The following is a 20,421-nucleotide window of genomic DNA, read 5'->3' as shown; positions in this document are numbered from 1 at the left end:
GAACGAGGACGTGCGCCGCACCTTCCAGATCCGCACCGCCTTCATCAAGCACGTGCGCAAGTATCTGGACGACCGGGACTACCTGGAGGTGGAGACCCCCGTCCTCAACACCATCTCCGGCGGCGCCACCGCCCGGCCCTTCATCACCCACCACAACACCCTGGACATCGATATGTATATGCGTATCGCCACCGAGCTGAACCTGAAGCGGCTCACCGTGGGCGGCTTTGAGCGGGTGTATGAGATCGGCCGTATCTTCCGCAACGAGGGCATGGATCCCAAGCACAACCCGGAGTTCACTACCATCGAGCTGTACGAGGCCTATGCCGACTTCCACGACATGATGGACATTGCCGAGGGCATTCTGTCCACCGCCGCCCAGGACATCCTGGGCTCCTACCAGGTGAACTGGCTGGGCGTGGACATCGATCTGACTCCCGGCTGGCCCCGTCTGACCATGATCGATGCGGTGAAGCAGTATGTGGGTGTGGACTTCGACGCCATCTCTGACGACGAGGAGGCCTGCAAGGCCGTGGAGGCCGTGGGCATCGATATGGAGGGCTGCGAGCGCACCTGGGGTACCGCCCTGTACGAGGCCTTTGACCAGCGGGTGGAGGAGAAGCTGGTACAGCCCACCTTCATCACCATGTACCCGGTGGAGGTCTCTCCGCTGACCAAGCGGTCCCCCAAGGATCCCCGCCTCACCGAGCGGTTTGAGCTGTTCATCAATCACTGTGAGTTTGCCAACGCTTTCTCCGAGCTCAACGATCCCATCGACCAGCGGGGCCGCTTTGAGCACGAGCTGGCCCTCCGGGACATGGGCAATGACGAGGCCGGCATGATGGACGAGGACTTCATCAACGCCCTGGAGTACGGCCTGCCCCCCACGGGCGGCATGGGCATCGGCATTGACCGCTGCGTCATGATGCTCACCAACTCCGACTCCATCCGCGACGTCATCCTGTTCCCCACGATGAAGCCCCTGGACAAGGTGGAGGCCCCCAAGGCCGCTGCTGCTCCCGCCGCTTCCGTGGACGTGCCCCGGGCTGAGGCCGGTCCCATCGACTTCTCCAAGGTGGAGATCGAGCCCCTGTTCAAGGACGAGGTGGACTTTGACACCTTCTCCAAGTCCGACTTCCGGGCCGTCAAGGTGAAGGAGTGCACCGCGGTGCCCAAGAGCAAGAAGCTGCTGAAGTTCGTTCTGGACGACGGCACCGGCACCGACCGCGTGATCCTCAGCGGTATCCACGACACCTATGAGCCTGAGGAGCTGGTGGGCAAGACCCTGATTGCCATTACCAACCTGCCCGCCCGCAAGATGATGGGCATCGACTCCTGCGGCATGATCATCTCCGCCATCCACTATGAGGAGGGCCAGGAGAAGCTCCACTGCCTGATGGTGGACGACCACATCCCCGCTGGCGCCAAGCTCTATTGATTGTAAAAAATGGGCTGCTGCAAATCTGCAGCAGCCCATTTTTTTGCCTGAAACAGAAGGGCCTGTTGCAAAATGCGCAGCTCGTACAAAGACCCGTCATTCCGAGAAAAACGGCCGCCCGGTGGGCGGCCGTTTTTCTCGGGAATCCGCCCCTTTTGCCGGGGAAACGGATTGCCACGCCAGTGTGCGCACTGGCTCGCAATGACAGGCTTGTGCAAAACAGCTATTTTGCAACAGGCCCTTGTAAGAGTGGCAATTAGCAGCTGGCGCCGCCGATTACCGTCTTGTTCATGATGGTATCCTTGTCAATGGAGCCGTGGAGCAGCTTGTCCTCCACATAGTCGAAGCCCAGGCGGGCGATGGTGTCGGAGAAACGCTCACCAGTCTGACCCTCATCCCGGAAGAAGAGAATGGCCTTTTCAACCAGGGCGATGACCTCCTCCTCGCTGGTGAAGATCTTGGACATGGGCCGGCCGGCGGCAACCTTCTTGCCCCAGCGGCCGCCCAGATAGATCTTGTAGCCGTAGGTGCTCTCGGTGTAGGCGCCGAAGGGGCACTTCTCCAGGCAGCGGCCGCAGTGGTTGCATTCGCTGGTATCAATGACGGCCTTGCCGTCCTTCATGGACACGGCGTGGATGGGGCAGGCCTTCTCGACCTGGCACACCTTGCAGGCCTTGCACTTGTTCAGATCGGGCTCAGGCAGGCGCTGGCCGATGATGCCCAGGTCGTTCAGGTCGGGCTTGACACAGTTGTTGGGACAGCCGCCTACGGCAATCTTGAACTTGTGGGGGAGGGACACATCGTGGTAACCCTTGTAGAACAGCTCATGGAGCTTCTCGCTGAGAGCGAAGGTGTCGATCAGGCCGTACTGGCAGGTAGTACCCTTGCAGGAAACCACCGGACGTACCTTGGAGCCGGTGCCGCCCACGTCCAGACCGGCGGCGCTGAGGAACTCGATGAGGGGCTCCACATTCTCGTAGGGCACACCCTGGATCTCCAGGGTCAAACGGGTGGTCATGGTGACCTCGCCGGAGCCGAACTTCTCGGCGGCCTCGGCCACGGCGGCGTGCTCGGCAGTGGTCAGCTTGCCGTTGCGGGTAATGACCCGGACATTGAAGCAGTCAGGGGTACGCTTATCCCACAGGCAGCCCAGGCCTTTGAGGCGCTTGACCTCGGTGGGAGGCAGAGCAGCACCGGCGGGACGGGGGACCTTCACCTGATTGAAGGTGACGCCGCCTTCCAGAACCTTAGTGTTGGTGTAGCCATAGAACTTCAGCTTGCTCTGGAGGAAGTAGCCACGCTTGCCACGGTTGCACACCAGCAGCAGCTTTTCGTCCTTGTCAATCCCCTCCAGAAGACCGTTGACCTTGCCCAGTTCCACCCAATGGGCGCCGGGGATGGAGGGGGTAGGCAGCACATCAATGACCTTGTAGTCCTTGGCAGCGCCGGCCAGATACTCGGCGGGTGTGAAGGACTCCAGCACGCCGGCCAGCTTGTTTTCCAGCACATAGCAGGCCTGGACAAAGGGGTGGATGGCGGTGGAGAAGGGGGGCGCATAGGCCAGATCCAGATCGTTAAAGGCGTCAATGGTCAGACCGGCAGACAGACCGACAACAGCAATATCCACCATTTTATCCACCGCGCCGGCACCCAGGACCTGGATACCCAGCAGTTTGCGGGTGTTGCGGTCGGCAATCAGCTTGGTGAGGAAGCTGGAAGCGCCGGGATAGTAGTGGGCCTTGTCGTCGCAGGCGCACACCACAGTGATGGGGTCAAAGCCTTCGGCCTTGGCCTGAGCCTCGGTGAGACCAGTGCGTCCAGCGTTGAGCTGCGGCAGCAGCTTCACCACGCCGGTGCCCAGGCAGCCGCCGTAGGGGGTGTCGGTACCGGTGATGGTCTTAGCCAGCGCACGGGCGGTGATGTTGGCGGTGGAGCCCATGGCCGACCACTGGGGCTTGCCGGTGAGACGGTTGTACACCATGGTGCAGTCGCCGGCGGCGTAGATGTCGGGCAGGTTGGTGCGCATCTCCTTGTCTACCACCACGGTACCCTTGAAGAGCTCAATACCGGTGTCCTTCAGGAAGTCGGTGGCGGGGCGCACACCGATGGCAAGCACTACCACGTCAGCAGCAATGGCGCCGCCGTCGGTGACGATGCCGGTGGCCTTGTCAACGCCGGTAACGGACTGGATGCGCTGGCCGGTAATCACGCGAATGCCGGCGTCTTTCAGCTTCCGGCGGGCAAAGTCGGCCATCTCGGGGTCAAAGGCGTTGGGCATGATCTGGTCGGCAAAATCCACCACAGTCACGTCCAGGCCCTGGGAGAGCAGGTTCTCGGCAATCTCCAGGCCGATGAAGCCGGCGCCCGCCACCACGGCCCGGCGGCAGTTGTTGGTGGCCACATAGTCCCGCAGGCCCACCGCGTCGTCGGGGGTGCGCATGGGGAACACGCCGGGCAGATTCTTGCCGGGCATATCGGGCACCACAGGAGCAGCGCCGGTGGCAACGATCAGCTTGTCGTAGTGCTCGGTAAAATTCTGGCCATCCCGCAGACCGCTTACCGTCTTGGCGGCGGGGTCAACATGGGTGACCTCGCAGCCGGTGATCACCTGAGCGCCGGTGAGTCCGGCATATTTCTGGGGAGTGTTGACGATCAGTTCCTCACGGCTGCCGATGGCGCCGCCTACATAGTAGGGCAGGCCGCAGCCGGCGTAGGAGATGTCCTGACCTTTATTCAGAATGATGACTTCCGCGCTGCGGTCCTCCCGCTTGATTTTAGCAGCGGCCTTCGTACCGGCGGCCACGCCGCCAATGACCAGAATACGCATCTTTGTTCCCCGTCCTTATTGACAAATTTTTGTGTCACGCTTGTAATCAGTATAGCACCCCAGTATAATAAAATAAAGTTTTTAAAACTTATTGATTGATCGAAAAAAATTATAGGGGTGACGGACCATGGTGGACTATCGCATCCGGACCTTTCTGACTTTGTACGAGACCATGAATTACCGGAAAACAGGGGAGAAGCTGTGCATGAGCCAGCCGGCGGTAAGCCAGCAGATCCGGGGCCTGGAGGATAAGTACGGCTGCAAGCTGTTTGTATATGATGGCCGACAGCTTCATGCCACCCCTCAGGCCCAGCGGGTAGCGGAGTACGCTCGTACGGCCCTTTACAATGAGCAGCGCCTCCAGCAGGAGCTGGTGGAGACAAAGGTCCGGGAGATACGGATCGGAACTACAAAAACCATCGGAGAATTTGTGGTGGCCGAGGCCCTGAGCCGGTATATCCGCCATTCTGACAGCAATCTGAAAATCTCCGTGGATAATACTGCCGCCCTGCTGGGACAGCTGGAGCATGAACAGCTGGATTTTGCCCTCATCGAGGGGGCCTTCGACCGAAGTCGGTTCGGCAGCCGCCTGTTTCGCCGGTCCAAATTTGTAGGTTTATGTCGGAGGGACCATCCCTTTGCCGGCCGTACAATTCCACTGACGGCACTGGAAGGCCAGTGCCTGGTAGTACGGGAGGAGGGATCGGGGACCCGGGGTATTCTGGAGAATGTGCTGGCCGAGCGTGGTTATTCCCTGGATCTGTTTTCCCGGGTAATTTGCGCCAACCAGTTTTCCCTCATTACCCGGTTTGTGGCGGAAGGGTGCGGTATCACCTTTGCCTATGAGCCGGTGGCGGCAGGTCAGCCGGAACTGGCCTTTTTCCACCTGGATTGCCTGGATGAAACCCGGGAATTCAGCCTGGTTTACCTGAAAGGGACCCATATCTTCCCGTTGGTGAGGGAGGTGCTGGGTGAGCTGACCCCGTCTGACCTGGAAGAAGGGGCAGAATGATCAAAAAATGCTTGCAATGAATGCCTTGGTATGGTAAACTATACCGGTACCAGAAAGTGCGGCCGATATTCCGGCAGGAAGCCGGAGCACCCGACCAGAGTCGGGGCACACGCAGAAACGAGCCTGGTGCATGATTTGACCTTTTATGTAAGGATACTAGGAAGGTATCCGTTCCCCCAAGGGGAGCGGATACCTTCTTTTTTGCAAAGGAGCGCGGATATGACGCTGGAACAGTTTTTTAAGCAGGTCCCCCGGGCGGCGCTGGCCTTTTCCGGCGGGACGGACTCGGCCCTGCTGCTGTGGGCGGCCAAGACCTACGGCTGTGACGTGCGGGCCTATTACGTCAACACCGTTTTTCAGCCCGCCTTTGAGCTGGCCGACGCCCAAAAGCTGGCGAAGGAGCTGGAGGTGCCCATGACGGTGGTGGAGGCCGACGTGTTGGCGGTGCCTGAGGCGGCGGCCAACGGACCCCGGCGGTGCTACTACTGCAAGAAGGCCCTGTTTACCACCCTGTGGAAGCGGGCGGCAGAGGACGGCTATACCGTGTTGCTGGACGGCACCAACGCCTCGGATGACGCCGGGGACCGGCCGGGGATGCAGGCCCTGCGGGAGCTGGAGGTGCGCTCCCCCCTGCGGGAGTGCGGCATCACCAAGGATCAGGTGCGGCAGATGTCCAGGGAGGCGGGGCTGTTTACCTGGGACAAGCCGGCCTACGCCTGCCTGGCCACCCGGGTACCCACCGGCACTGCCATTACCCGGGAGGCCCTGGAGAAGGTGGAGCGGGGGGAGGACGCCCTCTTCAAGCTGGGATTCACCGACTTCCGGGTGCGGCTGCTGGGGGACGCTGCCCGCATCCAGCTGCCGGAGGCACAGATGGAGAGAGCCGTTCAACTGCGTGATACCATTGCCAAGGCGCTGGAGGTGGATTTCTCCGCCGTCCTGTTGGATCTGAAGGGGAGGTAAGCAAATGGATAACAAGCATGACATTCTGGAGCTGCTGCGGGCGGTTTCGGCGGGAAATACCAGTCCGGAGGACGCCCTGTTGGAACTGAAAACCAAGCCCTTTGAGGACCTGGGGTACGCCAAGGTGGACTTCCACCGCTCGGTGCGCCAGGGCGCGGCGGAAGTGATCTACGGTGCGGGCAAGACCCCGGAGCAGATTGCCGGGATTGCCGCCGCCATGGGGGAGCGGGGCTGTAAAAATATCCTTATCACCCGCATGGGGGAGGAAGCTGCCCGCTTCGTGGAGCAGTCGGTCCCTCTGGACTACCGTCCCATCCCCAAGCTGGGTATTGCCTTCCCCGGCCCCCGGCAGGAGCTGGGACACATCGTGGTGGCCACCGGTGGTACCAGCGATATGCCGGTGGCGGAAGAGGCCGCCCTCACTGCTGAGGTAATGGGCAACAAGGTTACCCGGCTGTATGACGTGGGCGTAGCGGGACTCCACCGGCTGCTGTCCAACCTGGACGTCATGATGAGCGCCCGGTGCGTTATCGCGGTGGCGGGCATGGAGGGGGCCCTGGCCTCCGTGGTGGGCGGTCTGGTGGACTGCCCGGTGGTGGCAGTGCCCACCAGCGTGGGCTACGGCGCCAGCTTTGGCGGCCTGTCCGCCCTGCTGGCCATGCTCAATTCCTGTGCTTCCGGGTGCAGCGTAGTCAATATCGACAACGGCTTCGGCGCGGGCTATCTGGCCAGCATGATCAATCAAATGGAGGGGTTAAAATGAAAACTTTATATATTGAATGCAACATGGGTGCGGCGGGAGATATGCTCATGTCCGCCCTGTACGAATTGCTGGAGGACAAGGAGAGCTTCCTGAATACCATGAACAGTCTGGGTCTGCCTGGCGTTCATCTGGAGGCGGCATCCGCCGTCACCAGCGGCATCAGCGGCACCCATATGACGGTTACCGTCCACGGCGAGGAGGAGGACGAGCACCTCCATCATCACGAGCACGATCATGAGCATGACCACGAGCATGAGCATCATCACGACCATGATCATTGCCACGACCACGAGCATGAGCATCATCATGAGCACGATCATGACCACCATCACGACCACCATCACGACCATGACCATGAGCACCACCACCATCACCACGCCACTCCCGGCCACATTGCTCACCTGATCGACCATCTGCCCCTGCCGGAGGAAGTCAAGACCCACGCCAAGGCGGTGTATGACGCCATCGCCCAGGCGGAGGCCAAGGCCCACGGCTGTCCGGTGGGGGAGGTCCACTACCATGAGGTGGGGGCTCTGGATGCGGTGGCCGACGTGGCCGGCGTGTGCTACGCCCTCTATCTGCTGAGACCCGACAAGATCGTGGTGTCTCCTATCCATGTGGGCAGCGGCACGGTAAAATGTGCCCACGGCATTATGCCGGTACCCGCCCCCGCCACCGCCGCCCTGCTGGCTGGTGTGCCCACCTACGGCGGCGAGATCAAAGGCGAGCTGTGTACCCCCACCGGGGCCGCTCTGCTGACCCATTTTGCCCAGTCCTTCGGCTCCATGCCGGTACTCAATGTGGAAAAGGTGGGCTACGGTGTGGGTACCCGCCAGTTTGAGCAGGCCAACTGTGTCCGGGCCTTCTGGGGTGAGAGCCAGGAGGGCGGCAACGGCGAGATCGTGGAACTGGTGTGTAACATCGACGACATGACCGGCGAGGCCCTGGCCTTTGCCGGCGAGCAGCTGCTGGCGGCGGGTGCCCTGGACGTGTACTCTGTTCCCGGTACCATGAAGAAGGGCCGTCCCGGCCATGTGCTCACCGTACTATGCGATGCGGGGAAGGAGCGGGAACTGGCTCAGGCCGTTTTGCGCCACACTACCACCAACGGCCTGCGGGTCCGCCGGTGCGAGAAGTATTTCCTTACTCCCGGCAGTAAGACGGTGGATACCCCCTGGGGGACTGTCCGGGTCAAGACGGCGGAGGGCTTCGGCATTTCCCATGCCAAACCGGAGTATGAGGACGCTGCCGCCCTTGCCCGTGCAAACGGGCTGCCCCTGGCGGTGGTACTGGAAGAAGTAAAAAAGGGCCTGTAACGGAAAGGAGCCACCCATGAAACGAATTCTGACTCTAATTCTGAGCCTGGCCCTGACCGCCGGTGTGCTGGCGGGCTGCGGCGGCGGAAACACGGCTGCTACCACCACCCCTCAGACCGGCAGCAAGGACAGCGTGGTCATTGCAATGGGCACCACCTCCGAGCCGGAGGCCGGCTTCGACCCCGCCTACGGTTGGGGCGCCGGTGAGCACGTCCATGAGCCCTTGATCCAGTCCACTCTCACGGTGACCAACACCGATCTGACTATTGGCTACGACCTGGCCACCGATGTCCAGGTCAGCGACGATGGCCTGACCTGGACGGTCAAGATCCGGGATGACGTGAAGTTTACCGATGGGGAGCCTCTGACCGCCTCCGACGTGGCCTTTACCTACAATACCGTCAAGGCAGCCAGCTCGGTGAACGACTTTACCATGCTGGACAATGCCGAGGCGGTGGACGACACCACCGTAGTATTCCATATGGCTACCCCCTTCTCCATCTGGCCCTACACCATGGCCATTGTGGGCATTGTGCCTGAGCACGCCTACGATCCTGCCACCTACGGCTCCAATCCCATTGGCTCCGGCCGGTACATCCTGAAGCAGTGGGACAAGGGCCAGCAGGTGATTTTGGAGGCCAATCCGGACTACTATGGCGAGGCTCCTGAAATGAAGCAGGTGACCATCCTCTTCATGGAGGAGGACGCCGCTTTCCTGGCGGTCCAGGCCGGTCAGGTGGATCTGGCCTATACCTCCGCCACCTATTCCGACCAGAGCCCTGCTGGCTACAGCCTTGTGGCCTACGACAGTGTGGATAACCGTGGCTTCAACCTGCCGGTCATCGAGGGTACCCTTACCGGCGATGTGCTGGTGCGCCGGGCCATTAACATCGGCATCGACCGGCAGGAGATGATTGACAACGTGCTCAACGGCTACGGTACCCCCGCTTACAGCGTGTGCGACCAGATGCCCTGGTATAACCCGGCTTCCGAAGTGGAGTACGATCCGGAAGGGGCCGCCGCCCTGCTGGATGAGGCTGGCTGGATTATGGGGGCTGACGGCGTCCGGGAGAAGGACGGCGTAAAGGCCACCTTGAACCTGCTCTATCCCACCAGCGACTCGGTGCGTCAGGCCCTGTGCGCCGACTTCGCTAACCAGCTGGGAGAGCTGGGTATCTCCTGCACCATGGAAGGCGTGGGCTGGGACACCGCCTATGACCGGGCCCAGACCGAGCCTCTCATCTGGGGCTGGGGCGCCCATACTCCCATGGAGCTCTATAACATCTATCACACCATCGGGGATACCGGCACCGCTCAGTATTCCCCCTATGCCAATTCCACTGTGGATTCCTACATGGATCAGGCCCTCCAGTGCTCCGATCTGGAGGAGTCCTATGAGCTGTGGCAGAAGGCTCAGTGGGACGGTACCACCGGCGTTACCCAGGACGGGGATATCCCCTGGGTGTGGCTGGTGAATGTGAGTCACCTGTACTGGGTGAAAGACGGCCTCCAGGTGGCCGAGCAGAAAATCCACCCCCACGGCCACGGCTGGTCCATCGTCAACAACGTGGACCGGTGGAGCTGGAGCTGATATTCCACCGGAAAGAAGGAATTCCCTTGAAACACCGCCTGATGTTCACGGGCAAAAAATTGATCCGCATGGTGCTGCTGCTGTTGGGCGTCAGCCTGGCCGCCTTTCTGCTCATGTCGGCCTCTCCTCTGGATCCCCTCCAGACCAACGTGGGTCAGGCCGCTCTGGGTACCATGAGTCAGGAGCAGATTGCCAAGCTGGAGGAATACTGGGGGGTCAATACCCCGCCGGTGGAGCGGTATCTGGGCTGGCTGGGTGACTTTGTCCGAGGAGACATGGGCACCTCGCTGCTCTACCGCCAGCCGGTGAGCCAGGTCATCGGTCAGCGGCTGCAAAGTTCCCTGTGGCTCATGGCCTTTGCCTGGGTGATCTCCGGCGTGCTGGGCCTGACCCTGGGCGTCATTGCCGGTGCCAACCGGGGAAAACTGGTGGATAAGTTGATCCGAGGCTACTGCTGGCTGATCTCCAGTACCCCGGCCTTTTGGCTGGCCCTGGTGCTGCTGGTGGTCTTCTCAGTGTGGCTGGGACTGTTTCCCATCGGCCTGTCGGTACCCATTGGGGCGGACGCATCCAGTGTCACTCTGGCCGACCGGCTCTACCACGCCTTCCTGCCCGCCCTTACCCTGAGCATCACCGGTGTGGCCAACATCGCCATGCACACCCGGGAGAAGATGGCGGACATTATGGAGAGCGACTATGTGCTCTTCGCACGGGCCAGAGGGGAGTCCAAGCGATCCATCGTGCTGCGCCACGGTCTGCGCAACGTGGCCCTGCCCGCCATCACCCTGCAATTTGCCTCCATCAGCGAGATCTTTGGCGGCTCGGTGCTGGTGGAGCAGGTATTCTCCTACCCCGGCCTGGGCCAGGCTGCCGTCAACGCCGGTTTGGGTTCCGACCTGCCCCTACTGCTGGGCATCACGGTGGTGAGTGCCGCCATCGTGTTCGGCGGCAATCTGATTGCCGATCTGCTTTACGGCGTGGTGGATCCCAAGATCAGAAGGGGGGTGGCCCGGAAATGAGACATTGGAACGGGCGAAAAAATGCCCTCTTTCTGTTGGTTGCCGCCGCTGTGGTGCTGTGCGCTGTGGCAGTGGCTGGAGGCCTGCTCAGCGGGCAGGCCATGGTTACCGACTTTACCCGCAAAAATCTGGCCCCCTGCGGTCAGTTCCTCTTCGGAACCGACTGGATGGGCCGGGATATGCTCTCCCGCACCCTCACCGGCCTGTCCCTCAGCATCCGCATCGGCCTGCTGACCGCGGCTGTCAGCGCTGTCATTGCCCTGGTGCTGGGTGTGGCGTCCGCCGTCCTGGGGGGCTGGGTGGATGCGGTAATCTCCTGGTGCATCGATCTGGTCATGGGCATCCCCCATATCCTGCTGGTCATGCTCATCTCCCTGGCATTCGGAAAGGGCTTCGTGGGCGTGGTGGCAGGCGTGGCCCTCAGCCACTGGCCCTCTCTGGCCCGGGTCATCCGGGGTGAGGTGCTCCAACTGCGGGGCGCGGTGTATGTCCGTACGGCGGAAAAGCTGGGGGTGTCCCGGCTGACCATTGCCCGGCGGCATCTGCTGCCCCATCTGCTGCCCCAGTTCCTCACCGGGCTGGTGCTCCAGTTCCCCCACGCCATCCTCCACGAGGCCAGCGTCACCTTCCTTGGTTTTGGGCTGTCGCCGGAGCAGCCTGCCATCGGTGTGATTTTGTCGGAGAGCATGAGCTACCTCACCACCGGCAAGTGGTGGCTGGCGGTGTTCCCCGGCCTGAGCCTGGTGCTGGTGGTAGTGCTTTTTGCCGCCATGGGGGAGCAGCTGCGCAAGCTGCTGGACCCTGCCAGCGTACATATGTGAGGAGGGATGGAGTTGGAACCGATTTTGGAAGTCAAAGACCTGTCTATCTCCTTCACCCAGTATGGACGGGGCACAAAACAGGTGCTGCTGCCAGTGATTCAGGATTTGTCCCTCACCATCCGGCCTGGCCAGGTGGTGGCGGTGGTTGGGTCCAGCGGTTCGGGTAAGAGCCTGCTGGCCCACGGAATCCTGGGTATCCTGCCTTATAACAGCCATATGGCCGGGGAGATCTCCTTCTTGGGCCAGCCCCTTACCCCCAAACGGGCGGAGAAGGTGAGGGGCAAAGAGATTGTCCTGGTGCCCCAGGGCGTGACCTACCTGGACCCGCTGATGAAGGTGGGGCCCCAGATCCGCAAGGGCCGCCGGGACCAGAGTGCCCGGGAGGCCAGTCGGGCGGTGCTGGAGCGGTACGGCCTGGGGGCGGATACCGAGGAGCGCTATCCCTTTGAGTTGTCCGGCGGCATGGCCCGGCGGGTGCTCATCGCCACCGCGGCGGCGGCCACCCCCAAGCTGGTCATCGCCGACGAGCCCACTCCCGGTCTGGATGCCCGGGCGGCGAAACGGGTACTGAGTCACTTCCGGGAGCTGGCTGACAGCGGCGCGGGGGTGCTTCTCATCACCCACGACTTGGAGCTGGCCCTCACCATTGCCGACCGGGTGGCGGTGTTCTACGCCGGTGAGACGGTGGAGGAGGCGGACGCCGCCGACTTTGCCGCCGGCAGGCTGCGACACCCCTATACCCGCGCCTTGTGGGACGCCCTGCCCCAGAACGGTTTTGTGCCCATACCCGGTACCCAGCCGGGGCCGGGCGAGGTGGGGGAGGGCTGCCCCTTCGCCCCCCGCTGCCCCCAAATGCGGCCTGAGTGCCTGGGTCCGGTGGCCTATGGGGAACTGGACGGCGGCCTGGTGCGCTGTTTATATCCGGAAGGAGGGGAACAGCCGTGAGTCTGGAGGCAAAGAACCTGACCTTCGGTTACCGTCGAAAGGGGAAAAACCCGGTGCTGGAGGGCATCGATCTGAAGCTGGAGCCGGGGGAGCGGTTGGGTCTGGCCGGGCCCAGCGGTCGGGGCAAGACAACTTTATGTAAACTATTGGCGGGCTATGAGAAGCCGGACGGCGGCACGGTGCTGGTAGATGGCAAGCCATTAAAGGAGTACCGGGGGATCTGTCCGGTGCAGATGATCTGGCAGCACCCGGAGTTGGCGGTGGATCCGCTGATGAAACTAGGAAAGACGCTGAATGAGGGCGGGCCGGTGGAGGCGGGGCTGCTGGAGACCCTCCACATCCAACCCGCTTGGCTGGAGCGGTATCCCACGGAACTGTCTGGCGGTGAGCTTCAGCGGTTCTGCATTGCCCGTGCCCTGCGGCCCGGGGTGCGCTATCTGCTGTGCGACGAGGTCAGCGCCATGCTGGACCTCATCACCCAGGCCCAGATCTGGACCTTTCTGCTGGACCAGGCGGAGAAGCGGAACTTGGGGCTGGTGATTGTCAGCCACAACAGCACCCTGCTGGAGAAATTGTGTACCCGGACACAGACGTTGGCATAAAAAACGGCCTGCAAGTGCGTGAAATCACTTGCAGGCCGTTTTCTGCCCCTAGTTGGGGGACTGATTCTCATAGGTGAGGACGGAGTCCTCCAGCATCAACAGGCCGGACTGATCGGGTTCCCGGCCTTCATAGGGCGTCCTGTCCACATACAGCAGGGCGGTGTCCGGGTCGAAACGCAGGGCGTAGTCGAACTTCATCCGGTCCTCCAGCTCATAGGTGCGGCCATTGGCATAGTCGTAGACCATGATCCGGGTATCTATGACGCCGGACCCCATGCTGAGGGTGGCGCACAGCTCCGGCAGGCCGTCGCCGTTCAGGTCGCAGAAATAGGCGTTCCAGATGGGCATACCGGTGATCAGCGGGACCGGTGCTTCCGCTCCGGCCTGTTGTGCTGTGATCTTTGCCGGCGTATAGCGGAAGGTCACATCAGGAAAGGCCGTGTGGGTGAAGGTCAGTTCCCCCTCCCAATCCATTTCGCTGGGGGCGGTGGTATAGTCAAACCATTTGGTGGCGGTGGCCGCCGGAACAGGGATTTGGCTGTTTTTGGAGAAGACCGCCCCATCGGCCACCTTCACATAGATGAAATTGGTGGAACCCTTTGCCTGGAAGATCAGATTATTCCCCTCCATGCGGAAGTGGTTGACCTTGGGGACGCCGGTCTCATCCTCCAGGGTGAGAATATCACCGGATACAGACCACTTGCCTGCACCGATATAGCTGCTTAACCCCCCTTCATAGTAGGTGAAGGAGCCATCAGCCCGGAGGGTGATGGTAAAATCACCGCCGAACCCATCCCCCTCATAGAGGTAGAGGCCGGCGGGGGAGAACTGACCCCCGGATGTTTTATAACCCTCTTTGGCATACTGGACCTGGTTGCATATTATGTTAATCATAAGAGTGTCTTGAGCGGCCATACAGGCCTCTTTGGACACATAGAAGGTAAACTTGGCGCCGGGTCCGTAGCCTCGCAGGTCAAGGGCGTCTGGGTAGGTGGTGGTCCCGTCTTTGAGGATCTTGCTTCTCAAAAGGATCTGGGGGCTGACGGAGGAATCTTCTGTGGCCTGCAATGGGGTGACAAAACTGCCGTAGTTGGAGAAATGGTAGGAGCAGTCAAAGGTCATATACAGCAGTTCATCGCTTTCGTTGGAAGGCATGACATTATGGAGATAGATGGTGGTGACGTCATCCTGCCAGACCACCACCTGGCCGTCGGCAAAGGTGTGGCCCTCGCCGGTATAGCAGTCGTCGGTCAGGGCGGATTTGGGGACGGTCAGGGTCAGCTCCACCTGTTCCTGCCCCAGAACCTCATAGCCGTCCTGCGTTAAAACATCATAAACGGAGGGCTCCTTGGGACTGGTCAGAAAGCACAGGGCGGCAATGATGCAGGCAGCGAGGGCGATGACCACGATCCAGAAGGCGGGCTTCTTGTAGTGCATCACCGCCTTCACCCGGCCCTTTACCCCCGCTTCTCCAAAGGCCAGGGGGCAGGGCGCCACGGGCCGGCGGCGGATGCTGCAATTCAGCAGAGCGGTGGAATAACCCCGCCGCTCCTCCTGGTTCAAAGCCCGGACGGCCTTCTCGTCGCAGGCTCCCTCCAGATCCCGGCAGAACAGCAGATAGGCCACCCACATCAGGGGATTGAACCAGTAGATTGCAAGCAGTACAAAGCCCAGCAGCTTCCACCAGTGATCCAGACGGCGGATATGGGCCCGTTCGTGGGTCAGTACATAGGTCAGGTCCTGCTCCGGAATGTGGTAAGGCAGATAGATGACCGGGCGGAACAGCCCCAGTACAAAGGGGGAACCCACCTGCTCGCTCTGCCGGATGTTGTCCTCCAGCAGGGTGGCGGTGGCCAGCCGCCGCTTCAACAGCAGCCAGCTGATCAGCGCATAGAGCAGCAGAACCACCATTCCCGCCAGCCAGATCCGGGACAACAGGAAGGACCAGACCTGGGTGGGATTGACGCTGGCTCCCGCAGCCGGCGCCAGGGCCTCTTGCAGGATGGGATTAACAGCACTGTTGACGGCAGGGATGCCGCTTTGGATCTGAGGCGTGGCGGTGTGGAGGATCTCCCGGGGCAGAGGCTGGGTACTGGGGACCAGACTGAAAGGGCTTTCCAGGGAAAAGGGAAACATCAGGCGAAGGGCCACCAGGCCCCAGAGCAGGCAGAAGCTCCACCTGGGAGCTTTCCGCAGGAGCAGTCTCAGCACCAGAACAGCCAGTACCAGCCAGCTGGCGGTGAGACTGAGATTGACCAGGGTCAGGAACAGCTCTTCCATGGCAGGACCTCCTTATTTTTCGATGATGCGGCGGATTTCCTCTACCTCTTTCTCAGTCAGAGACTGCCTGCGGGCGAAGGCAGCCAAAAAGGCGGGCAGGGAGCCCTGGAACTTCTTCTCCATCAGTTCGTCCAGCTCGGACACCTGGGCGTCCTCCCTGGAGATCAGGGCGGTCACCAGCCCGTCCTGATTTTTCAGCACGCCCCGTTCCCCCAACCGCTTGATGACGGTGTAGGTGGTGGTGCGTTTCCAGCCCAGCTGGGCCTGACACAGCTTTACCAATTCTGTGGTCGTTACCGGTTCGTGCTCCCAGAGAATGAGACAGAACCGGTATTCGCTTTCAAAGATTTTGGGCGTCTCCATAGGGACCTCCTTTGTCTAATGGGATAGACTTCTTGCTTGTAGTCTATCTTATTAGACAGGCTTTGTCAAGGACATAAAAAAATTCCTGTGTTCCAAAGAGGAACACAGGAATTTTGGATTCAAACTCAGGCCAGCTGAGCCTTCGCCATCTCGGTCAGAGCGGTGAAAGCGGCCTTGTCGTTGACAGCCAGCTCGGCCAGCATCTTGCGGTTGATCTCCACGCCAGCCTTCTTCAGGCCGTTCATAAAGGTGGAGTAGTTCATGCCGTTCATCTTGCAGGCGGCGGAGATACGGGTGATCCACAGAGAGCGGAAGTCACGCTTCTTCAGCCGACGGCCGGTGTAGGCGTAGGTCAGGGACTTCATGACCTGCTCGTTGGCCATCTTGAAGTGCTTGCTCTTGGCGCCCCAGTAGCCCTTGGCCAGCTTGAGGATCTTATTTCTTCTCTTGCGCGTCATCATCGCGCCTTTAACTCTAGCCATTGTAAAAAGCCTCCTATGTTAAGGTAAAATCGGAATTATCTTATTTGTAGGGGATCATGCGCTTGATGGCGGGCTCGTTGGTCTTGTCCGCATAAGCGCCGGCGCGGAGGCCTCTCTTACGCTTGGTGTCCTTGCCGTGGCCGTTGAGCAGGTGGGACTTGAACGCATGGGCGCGCTTGACCTTGCCGGACTTGGTCAGGCTGAATCTCTTCTTCGCACCGGAGTGAGTTTTCAGTTTAGGCATGGTGGTTAACTCCTTTGTCTTTGGATTTCAGGGGATTGCTCAGGATTTCTTGCCGTCCTTGGCAACCTTGGGAGAGAGGAACATGGACATATGCCGTCCGTCCAGCTTGGGGTCCTTATCCAACGCGGCCACCTCGCTGCACTGTTCCGCAAACTTGAGCAGCAGGCCCTTGCCGATATCGGTGTGGGCCATTTCGCGGCCGCGGAAGCGGACGGTGACCTTCACCCGATTGCCCTGGCTCAGGAACTTCTGGGCGTTACGGAGCTTGACGTTAAAATCGTTCACGTCAATGCCCGGCGACATACGGACTTCCTTGATCTCCACGACGTGCTGATTTTTCCGGGCCTCTTTTTCCCGCTTGGTCTGCTCGAACTTGTACTTGCCATAGTCCATGAGCTTGCACACGGGGGGCACGGCGTTGGGAGAGATCTTCACCAGGTCCAGGTTCTGCTCGATGGCGCGCTCCAGCGCCTCACGGGCGGACATGATACCCAGCTGCTCGCCGCTGTCGGAAACGAGCCGGACTTCTTTGTCGCGGATCTCTTCGTTGATCTGATGACCCTGTTTGCTGATACGAAAGCACCTCCAATTCTTTGCTGCATACAAAAACGCGGTTACCGCATTCCGGTACCCGCGCCACAACAGAACAGCCACGCCGAATATACGGCGCGCCGCTGACCATGTTGACCTCTTTGCTGATGCTGGAGGTGAGGACGGAGGTACCTTCCTGCTTTATTGTGCCCAAACAGTATATCAAAGGATTGATGCGATGTCAAGTAGAAAACAGAAGAAAAAATCCAGACTATTTTTTGCTTTCCTTTTCATTGGAATTATGGCAGAATGGGGACAAGGAGGGAGTATTATGGTGCATCATGGCCTGAAACGGCTTTTTTTGACAGTTCTAACCCTTATTTTGTTGATCTTCATCTGCCCGGCCTGGGGAGCGGCGGAGAACAGCCACGACGCCGTGATTCTGTTCACCCACGATACCCATGATCATTTTTATCCTGCGCCCTCGGAAGATGGCGGGGAATATGGTGGCTATACCCGCCTGGCGACCCTTCTTGCGCTGGAACGGGTGAAGTATCCCGATGCCATCACGGTGGATGGCGGCGACTTCTCCATGGGAACGCTGTTTCAGACCATCTATGCCACCCAGGCGCCGGAGCTGAAGGCACTGGGGGCTATGGGGTATGATGTGACCACCCTGGGCAACCATGAGTTTGACTACCGGGCCTCGGGCCTGGCCCAAATGCTGGAGACGGCAGCCGCCAGCGGCAGTCAGGTGCCTGCCATTGTGCAGTCCAACGGCACGGTGCTGGACGGGGAAGGCGCCGAGGAATTGCGGGCCGCTATGGAGGCCTATGGAGTGCAGGACCATATGATCCTCACCCGGGGTGGCATCAACTACGGTATTTTTGGCCTGATGGGGGAGGACGCGGATGCCTGCGCTCCCATGTCGGGCATGGAATTTGAGCCTGTGGCCGATGCTGCCCGGCGAGAGGTGGCGGCCCTGGAGGAGGAACTGGCCCAGCTGGAAGGTCCCTCTGTGATTGTGTGTCTCTCCCACACCGGCACCGATGGTGGAAAAGGGGAGGACTATGAGTTGGCTAAGGCGGTGGACGGCATCGACGTGATTATCTCCGGCCACACCCACTCTACCTTGGATGAGCCGATTCAGGTCAATGATACCCTGATTGTTTCCTGCGGAGAGTATACCACCAATCTGGGTGTGCTGGCTCTGGAGCTGGACGATGCCGGTACTGTCACGGACTATGATTACCGGCTGGTGCCGGTGGACGAGACAGTAACAGCTAATACTGAGATGGAGCGGTTGGCCCAGTCTTTCCAGCCAATCATCGAGGAGGAGTACCTCTCCCAGTTCGGACTGACCTTCGATCAGGTGCTGGCCCGGTCGGAGTTTGACTTCACCCCTATCTCCCAGTTTGGCAAGGAGCATAAAGAGGATACTTTGGGCAATCTCATTGCCGACTCCTATATCTATGCCGTGCAGCAGGCAGAGGGGGAGGACTATGTGCCGGTGGATTTTGCTGTGGTGGCAGCGGGCGTGATCCGGGAGTCCTTCTCTGCGGGAGAGATCACCACATCGGATGTGTTTAACGTTTCCTCTCTGGGTTCCGGTGCCGACGGAACCCCAGGCTATCCGCTGATTTCGGTTTGGATCACCGGCCGGGAACTGCGGGATGCCTTTGAGGTGGACGCTTCTGTGACTGGCTTGATGCCCGCCGCCCAGATCTATGGTTCGGGAATGACCTGGACCTGGAACCCCTATCGGATCATCCTCAATCGGGTAAATGACTATGCTCAGGTGCTGCCTGACGGTACTACCGTGCCGCTGGAGGATGACAAGCTCTACCGAGTGGTGACCGGATTGTATACCGGACAGATGCTGGGTACCGTCAATGACCAGTCCTTTGGTATTCTGACCATAACGCCCAAGGATGCCCAAGGTAACCCGGTGACCAATTTTGAGGACCAGATCATTTATACCCCAAATGGCTCGGAACTGAAGGAGTGGTATGCGCTGGCCACTTACCTCCAGTCCATGGGTACGGTGGACCAGCGCTATGCCGCACCAGAGGGACGGAAGGTGGAGGAGGCGTCCCTGAATCCGGTGAGCCTGCTGAAAGGGCTGAACCTGGTAGGCTGGATCGCTCTTGTAGTCTGCCTTGTAGTGCTGGCTCTGATCGTATTTATTGTCTACCGGATTGCCACCAGAGGACGCCGCCGCCGTTATGGAGGACAAAAGGGACGTGGTTACCACCGCTATCGTGGATAAAGGAATCAGGGCCTGCCGCAACAAGCGGCAGGCCCTGATGGTTATGACTCTGCATTTTTGTGGGAGACAGGCAGGGGAGCGATGGAACCTACGCACCGATTGATGGGGGTGCCCAGGTTGTGGAATTTTTCCTCATAGTCGGTCATAACGCCGCAGATACCATTGGCATGGAGATCGCGGGTGACCTGAGAGAGTTGGAACCCGGCCTTGGGGAACTGGAACAGAGACCACTCAAACAGATCGTGGTTATCTGTCTTAAAGTGGATCTCACCCTTCCGGGAAAGAATTTGACGGTAGCGCAGCAGAAAATCAGGGTGAGTCAGGCGGCGCTTGGCGTGCCGGTTGCCGGGCCAGGGATCACAGAAATTGATGTAGATGCGATCCACCTCGCTGGGGGCAAAGAGTTCAGTTAGGTCGGCGGCATCGCCGTCGATAAAGAAGACATTGTGCAGATCCATGGCGCATACCCGCTCCATGGCGATGACCATAGCGTCAGGCACCCGTTCCACCGCAATGTAGAGGGCCTGAGGATTTTGTGCGGCGGTCTCGGCAGTAAAACGGCCCTTACCGCAGCCCAGTTCCAGGTAGAGAACGCTTGCCTGGGGCATCAGGCTCATCCAACGGCCCCGCAGGGCGGCAGGATCAGAGATCAGAACACGGGCACACCGCTCCATCCGGGGGGCCAGGTTGGGCTTTTTTCTCATTCGCATCGATTTATTCACCTCACAAAGAGCATCATAACATATTTGATTGGATACTTGCAATCCTTGGCGGCATATATTATAATGATATCTGTTATGCAGGTAAACCACATATCCGGGTGTAGCGAAGGTGGTATCGCGCTTGATTTGGGAGAATACGCCCGGGCCACCCCACAACTTCATATCCGGGTGTAGCGCAGTTGGTAGCGCGCCTGCTTTGGGAGCGTGAGGCCGGAGTTCGAGCCACACTTCTC

18 protein-coding genes are annotated in these 20,421 nt (G+C 60.1%); 11 read left to right on the top strand and 7 right to left on the bottom strand.

What is annotated here, in order from left to right:
* A partial coding sequence (gene lysS / locus IHN22_RS08465; RefSeq protein WP_191434750.1) for a lysine--tRNA ligase occupies positions 1 to 1,438 on the top strand: 1,438 nt, incomplete at its 5' end.
* 256 nt (positions 1,439 to 1,694) lie between these two features.
* On the opposite strand, the gene IHN22_RS08460 is transcribed toward lysS, so the two are convergent.
* The gene (locus tag IHN22_RS08460; RefSeq protein WP_191434748.1) at positions 1,695 to 4,265 is read right to left on the bottom strand and encodes an FAD-dependent oxidoreductase; all 2,571 of its coding nucleotides are present in this window, start codon (positions 4,263 to 4,265) and stop codon (positions 1,695 to 1,697) included.
* A gap of 127 nt (positions 4,266 to 4,392) precedes the next feature.
* Between IHN22_RS08460 and IHN22_RS08455 the strand changes: the two genes are divergently transcribed.
* The 9 genes from IHN22_RS08455 to IHN22_RS08415 all read left to right on the top strand — a co-directional run bounded on the left by IHN22_RS08455 (position 4,393) and on the right by IHN22_RS08415 (position 13,297).
* Positions 4,393 to 5,277, top strand: coding sequence for a LysR family transcriptional regulator (locus IHN22_RS08455; protein WP_191434746.1), 885 nt, complete (start codon positions 4,393 to 4,395; stop codon positions 5,275 to 5,277).
* A 219-nt stretch (positions 5,278 to 5,496) separates the two neighbouring features.
* Complete coding sequence (larE, locus tag IHN22_RS08450; RefSeq protein ID WP_191434744.1) at positions 5,497 to 6,240, top strand: ATP-dependent sacrificial sulfur transferase LarE; 744 nt, start codon at positions 5,497 to 5,499, stop codon at positions 6,238 to 6,240.
* Positions 6,241 to 6,244: 4 nt separating this feature from the next.
* A complete protein-coding gene (gene larB / locus IHN22_RS08445; protein WP_087188815.1) occupies positions 6,245 to 7,003 on the top strand; it encodes a nickel pincer cofactor biosynthesis protein LarB in 759 nt (252 codons plus the stop codon).
* Complete coding sequence (gene larC / locus IHN22_RS08440) at positions 7,000 to 8,319, top strand: nickel pincer cofactor biosynthesis protein LarC (RefSeq protein ID WP_191434742.1); 1,320 nt, start codon at positions 7,000 to 7,002, stop codon at positions 8,317 to 8,319. Before larB ends, larC begins: the two co-directional genes overlap by 4 nt.
* Before the next feature lie 16 nt (positions 8,320 to 8,335).
* Entirely contained in the window at positions 8,336 to 9,910 is a 1,575-nt protein-coding gene (locus IHN22_RS08435; protein WP_191434740.1) for an ABC transporter substrate-binding protein, read from the top strand.
* A 26-nt stretch (positions 9,911 to 9,936) separates the two neighbouring features.
* Complete coding sequence (locus tag IHN22_RS08430; RefSeq protein WP_365814002.1) at positions 9,937 to 10,929, top strand: ABC transporter permease; 993 nt, start codon at positions 9,937 to 9,939, stop codon at positions 10,927 to 10,929.
* Entirely contained in the window at positions 10,926 to 11,750 is an 825-nt protein-coding gene (locus IHN22_RS08425) for an ABC transporter permease (protein WP_087188812.1), read from the top strand. The genes IHN22_RS08430 and IHN22_RS08425 overlap by 4 nt, the downstream gene beginning before the upstream one ends.
* 12 nt (positions 11,751 to 11,762) lie before the next feature.
* Positions 11,763 to 12,695 carry an ABC transporter ATP-binding protein gene (locus IHN22_RS08420; protein WP_365814000.1) on the top strand — a complete coding sequence of 311 codons (933 nt, stop codon included), beginning with the start codon at positions 11,763 to 11,765 and terminating at the stop codon, positions 12,693 to 12,695.
* On the top strand, positions 12,692 to 13,297 hold the full coding sequence (locus IHN22_RS08415) for an ABC transporter ATP-binding protein (RefSeq protein ID WP_191434736.1): 606 nt from the start codon (positions 12,692 to 12,694) through the stop codon (positions 13,295 to 13,297). The genes IHN22_RS08420 and IHN22_RS08415 overlap by 4 nt, the downstream gene beginning before the upstream one ends.
* A 48-nt stretch (positions 13,298 to 13,345) precedes the next feature.
* Here IHN22_RS08415 and IHN22_RS08410 read toward each other — a convergent pair whose 3' ends face one another.
* The 5 genes from IHN22_RS08410 to infC all read right to left on the bottom strand — a co-directional run bounded on the left by IHN22_RS08410 (position 13,346) and on the right by infC (position 17,272).
* Complete coding sequence (locus IHN22_RS08410) at positions 13,346 to 15,577, bottom strand: M56 family metallopeptidase (protein ID WP_191434734.1); 2,232 nt, start codon at positions 15,575 to 15,577, stop codon at positions 13,346 to 13,348.
* A 12-nt stretch (positions 15,578 to 15,589) separates the two neighbouring features.
* Positions 15,590 to 15,940 (bottom strand): BlaI/MecI/CopY family transcriptional regulator, encoded by a 351-nt coding sequence (locus IHN22_RS08405; protein ID WP_087398871.1) that lies wholly within the window; start codon positions 15,938 to 15,940, stop codon positions 15,590 to 15,592.
* 125 nt (positions 15,941 to 16,065) lie between these two features.
* Entirely contained in the window at positions 16,066 to 16,422 is a 357-nt protein-coding gene (rplT, locus tag IHN22_RS08400) for a 50S ribosomal protein L20 (RefSeq protein WP_087188807.1), read from the bottom strand.
* Between the two features lie 40 nt (positions 16,423 to 16,462).
* Positions 16,463 to 16,666 (bottom strand): 50S ribosomal protein L35, encoded by a 204-nt coding sequence (gene rpmI, locus IHN22_RS08395; RefSeq protein ID WP_087188806.1) that lies wholly within the window; start codon positions 16,664 to 16,666, stop codon positions 16,463 to 16,465.
* A gap of 39 nt (positions 16,667 to 16,705) precedes the next feature.
* Positions 16,706 to 17,272, bottom strand: a complete 567-nt coding sequence (gene infC / locus IHN22_RS08390) for a translation initiation factor IF-3 (RefSeq protein ID WP_087188805.1) — start codon at positions 17,270 to 17,272, stop codon at positions 16,706 to 16,708.
* 256 nt (positions 17,273 to 17,528) lie between these two features.
* On the opposite strand from infC, the gene IHN22_RS08385 reads away from it, so the two are divergent.
* Entirely contained in the window at positions 17,529 to 19,466 is a 1,938-nt protein-coding gene (locus IHN22_RS08385; protein ID WP_191434733.1) for a bifunctional metallophosphatase/5'-nucleotidase, read from the top strand.
* Between the two features lie 41 nt (positions 19,467 to 19,507).
* On the opposite strand, the gene trmB is transcribed toward IHN22_RS08385, so the two are convergent.
* A complete protein-coding gene (gene trmB, locus IHN22_RS08380) occupies positions 19,508 to 20,176 on the bottom strand; it encodes a tRNA (guanosine(46)-N7)-methyltransferase TrmB (protein WP_087265925.1) in 669 nt (222 codons plus the stop codon).
* Positions 20,177 to 20,421 lie beyond the last annotated feature (245 nt).

It is taken from the genome of Flavonifractor sp. An112, from assembly GCF_904377885.1.
GTDB lineage: Bacteria > Bacillota > Clostridia > Oscillospirales > Oscillospiraceae > Flavonifractor > Flavonifractor avicola.
Note: the sequence above shows the minus strand (reverse complement) of the source record. Positions and strands in the feature narration are given on the sequence as shown.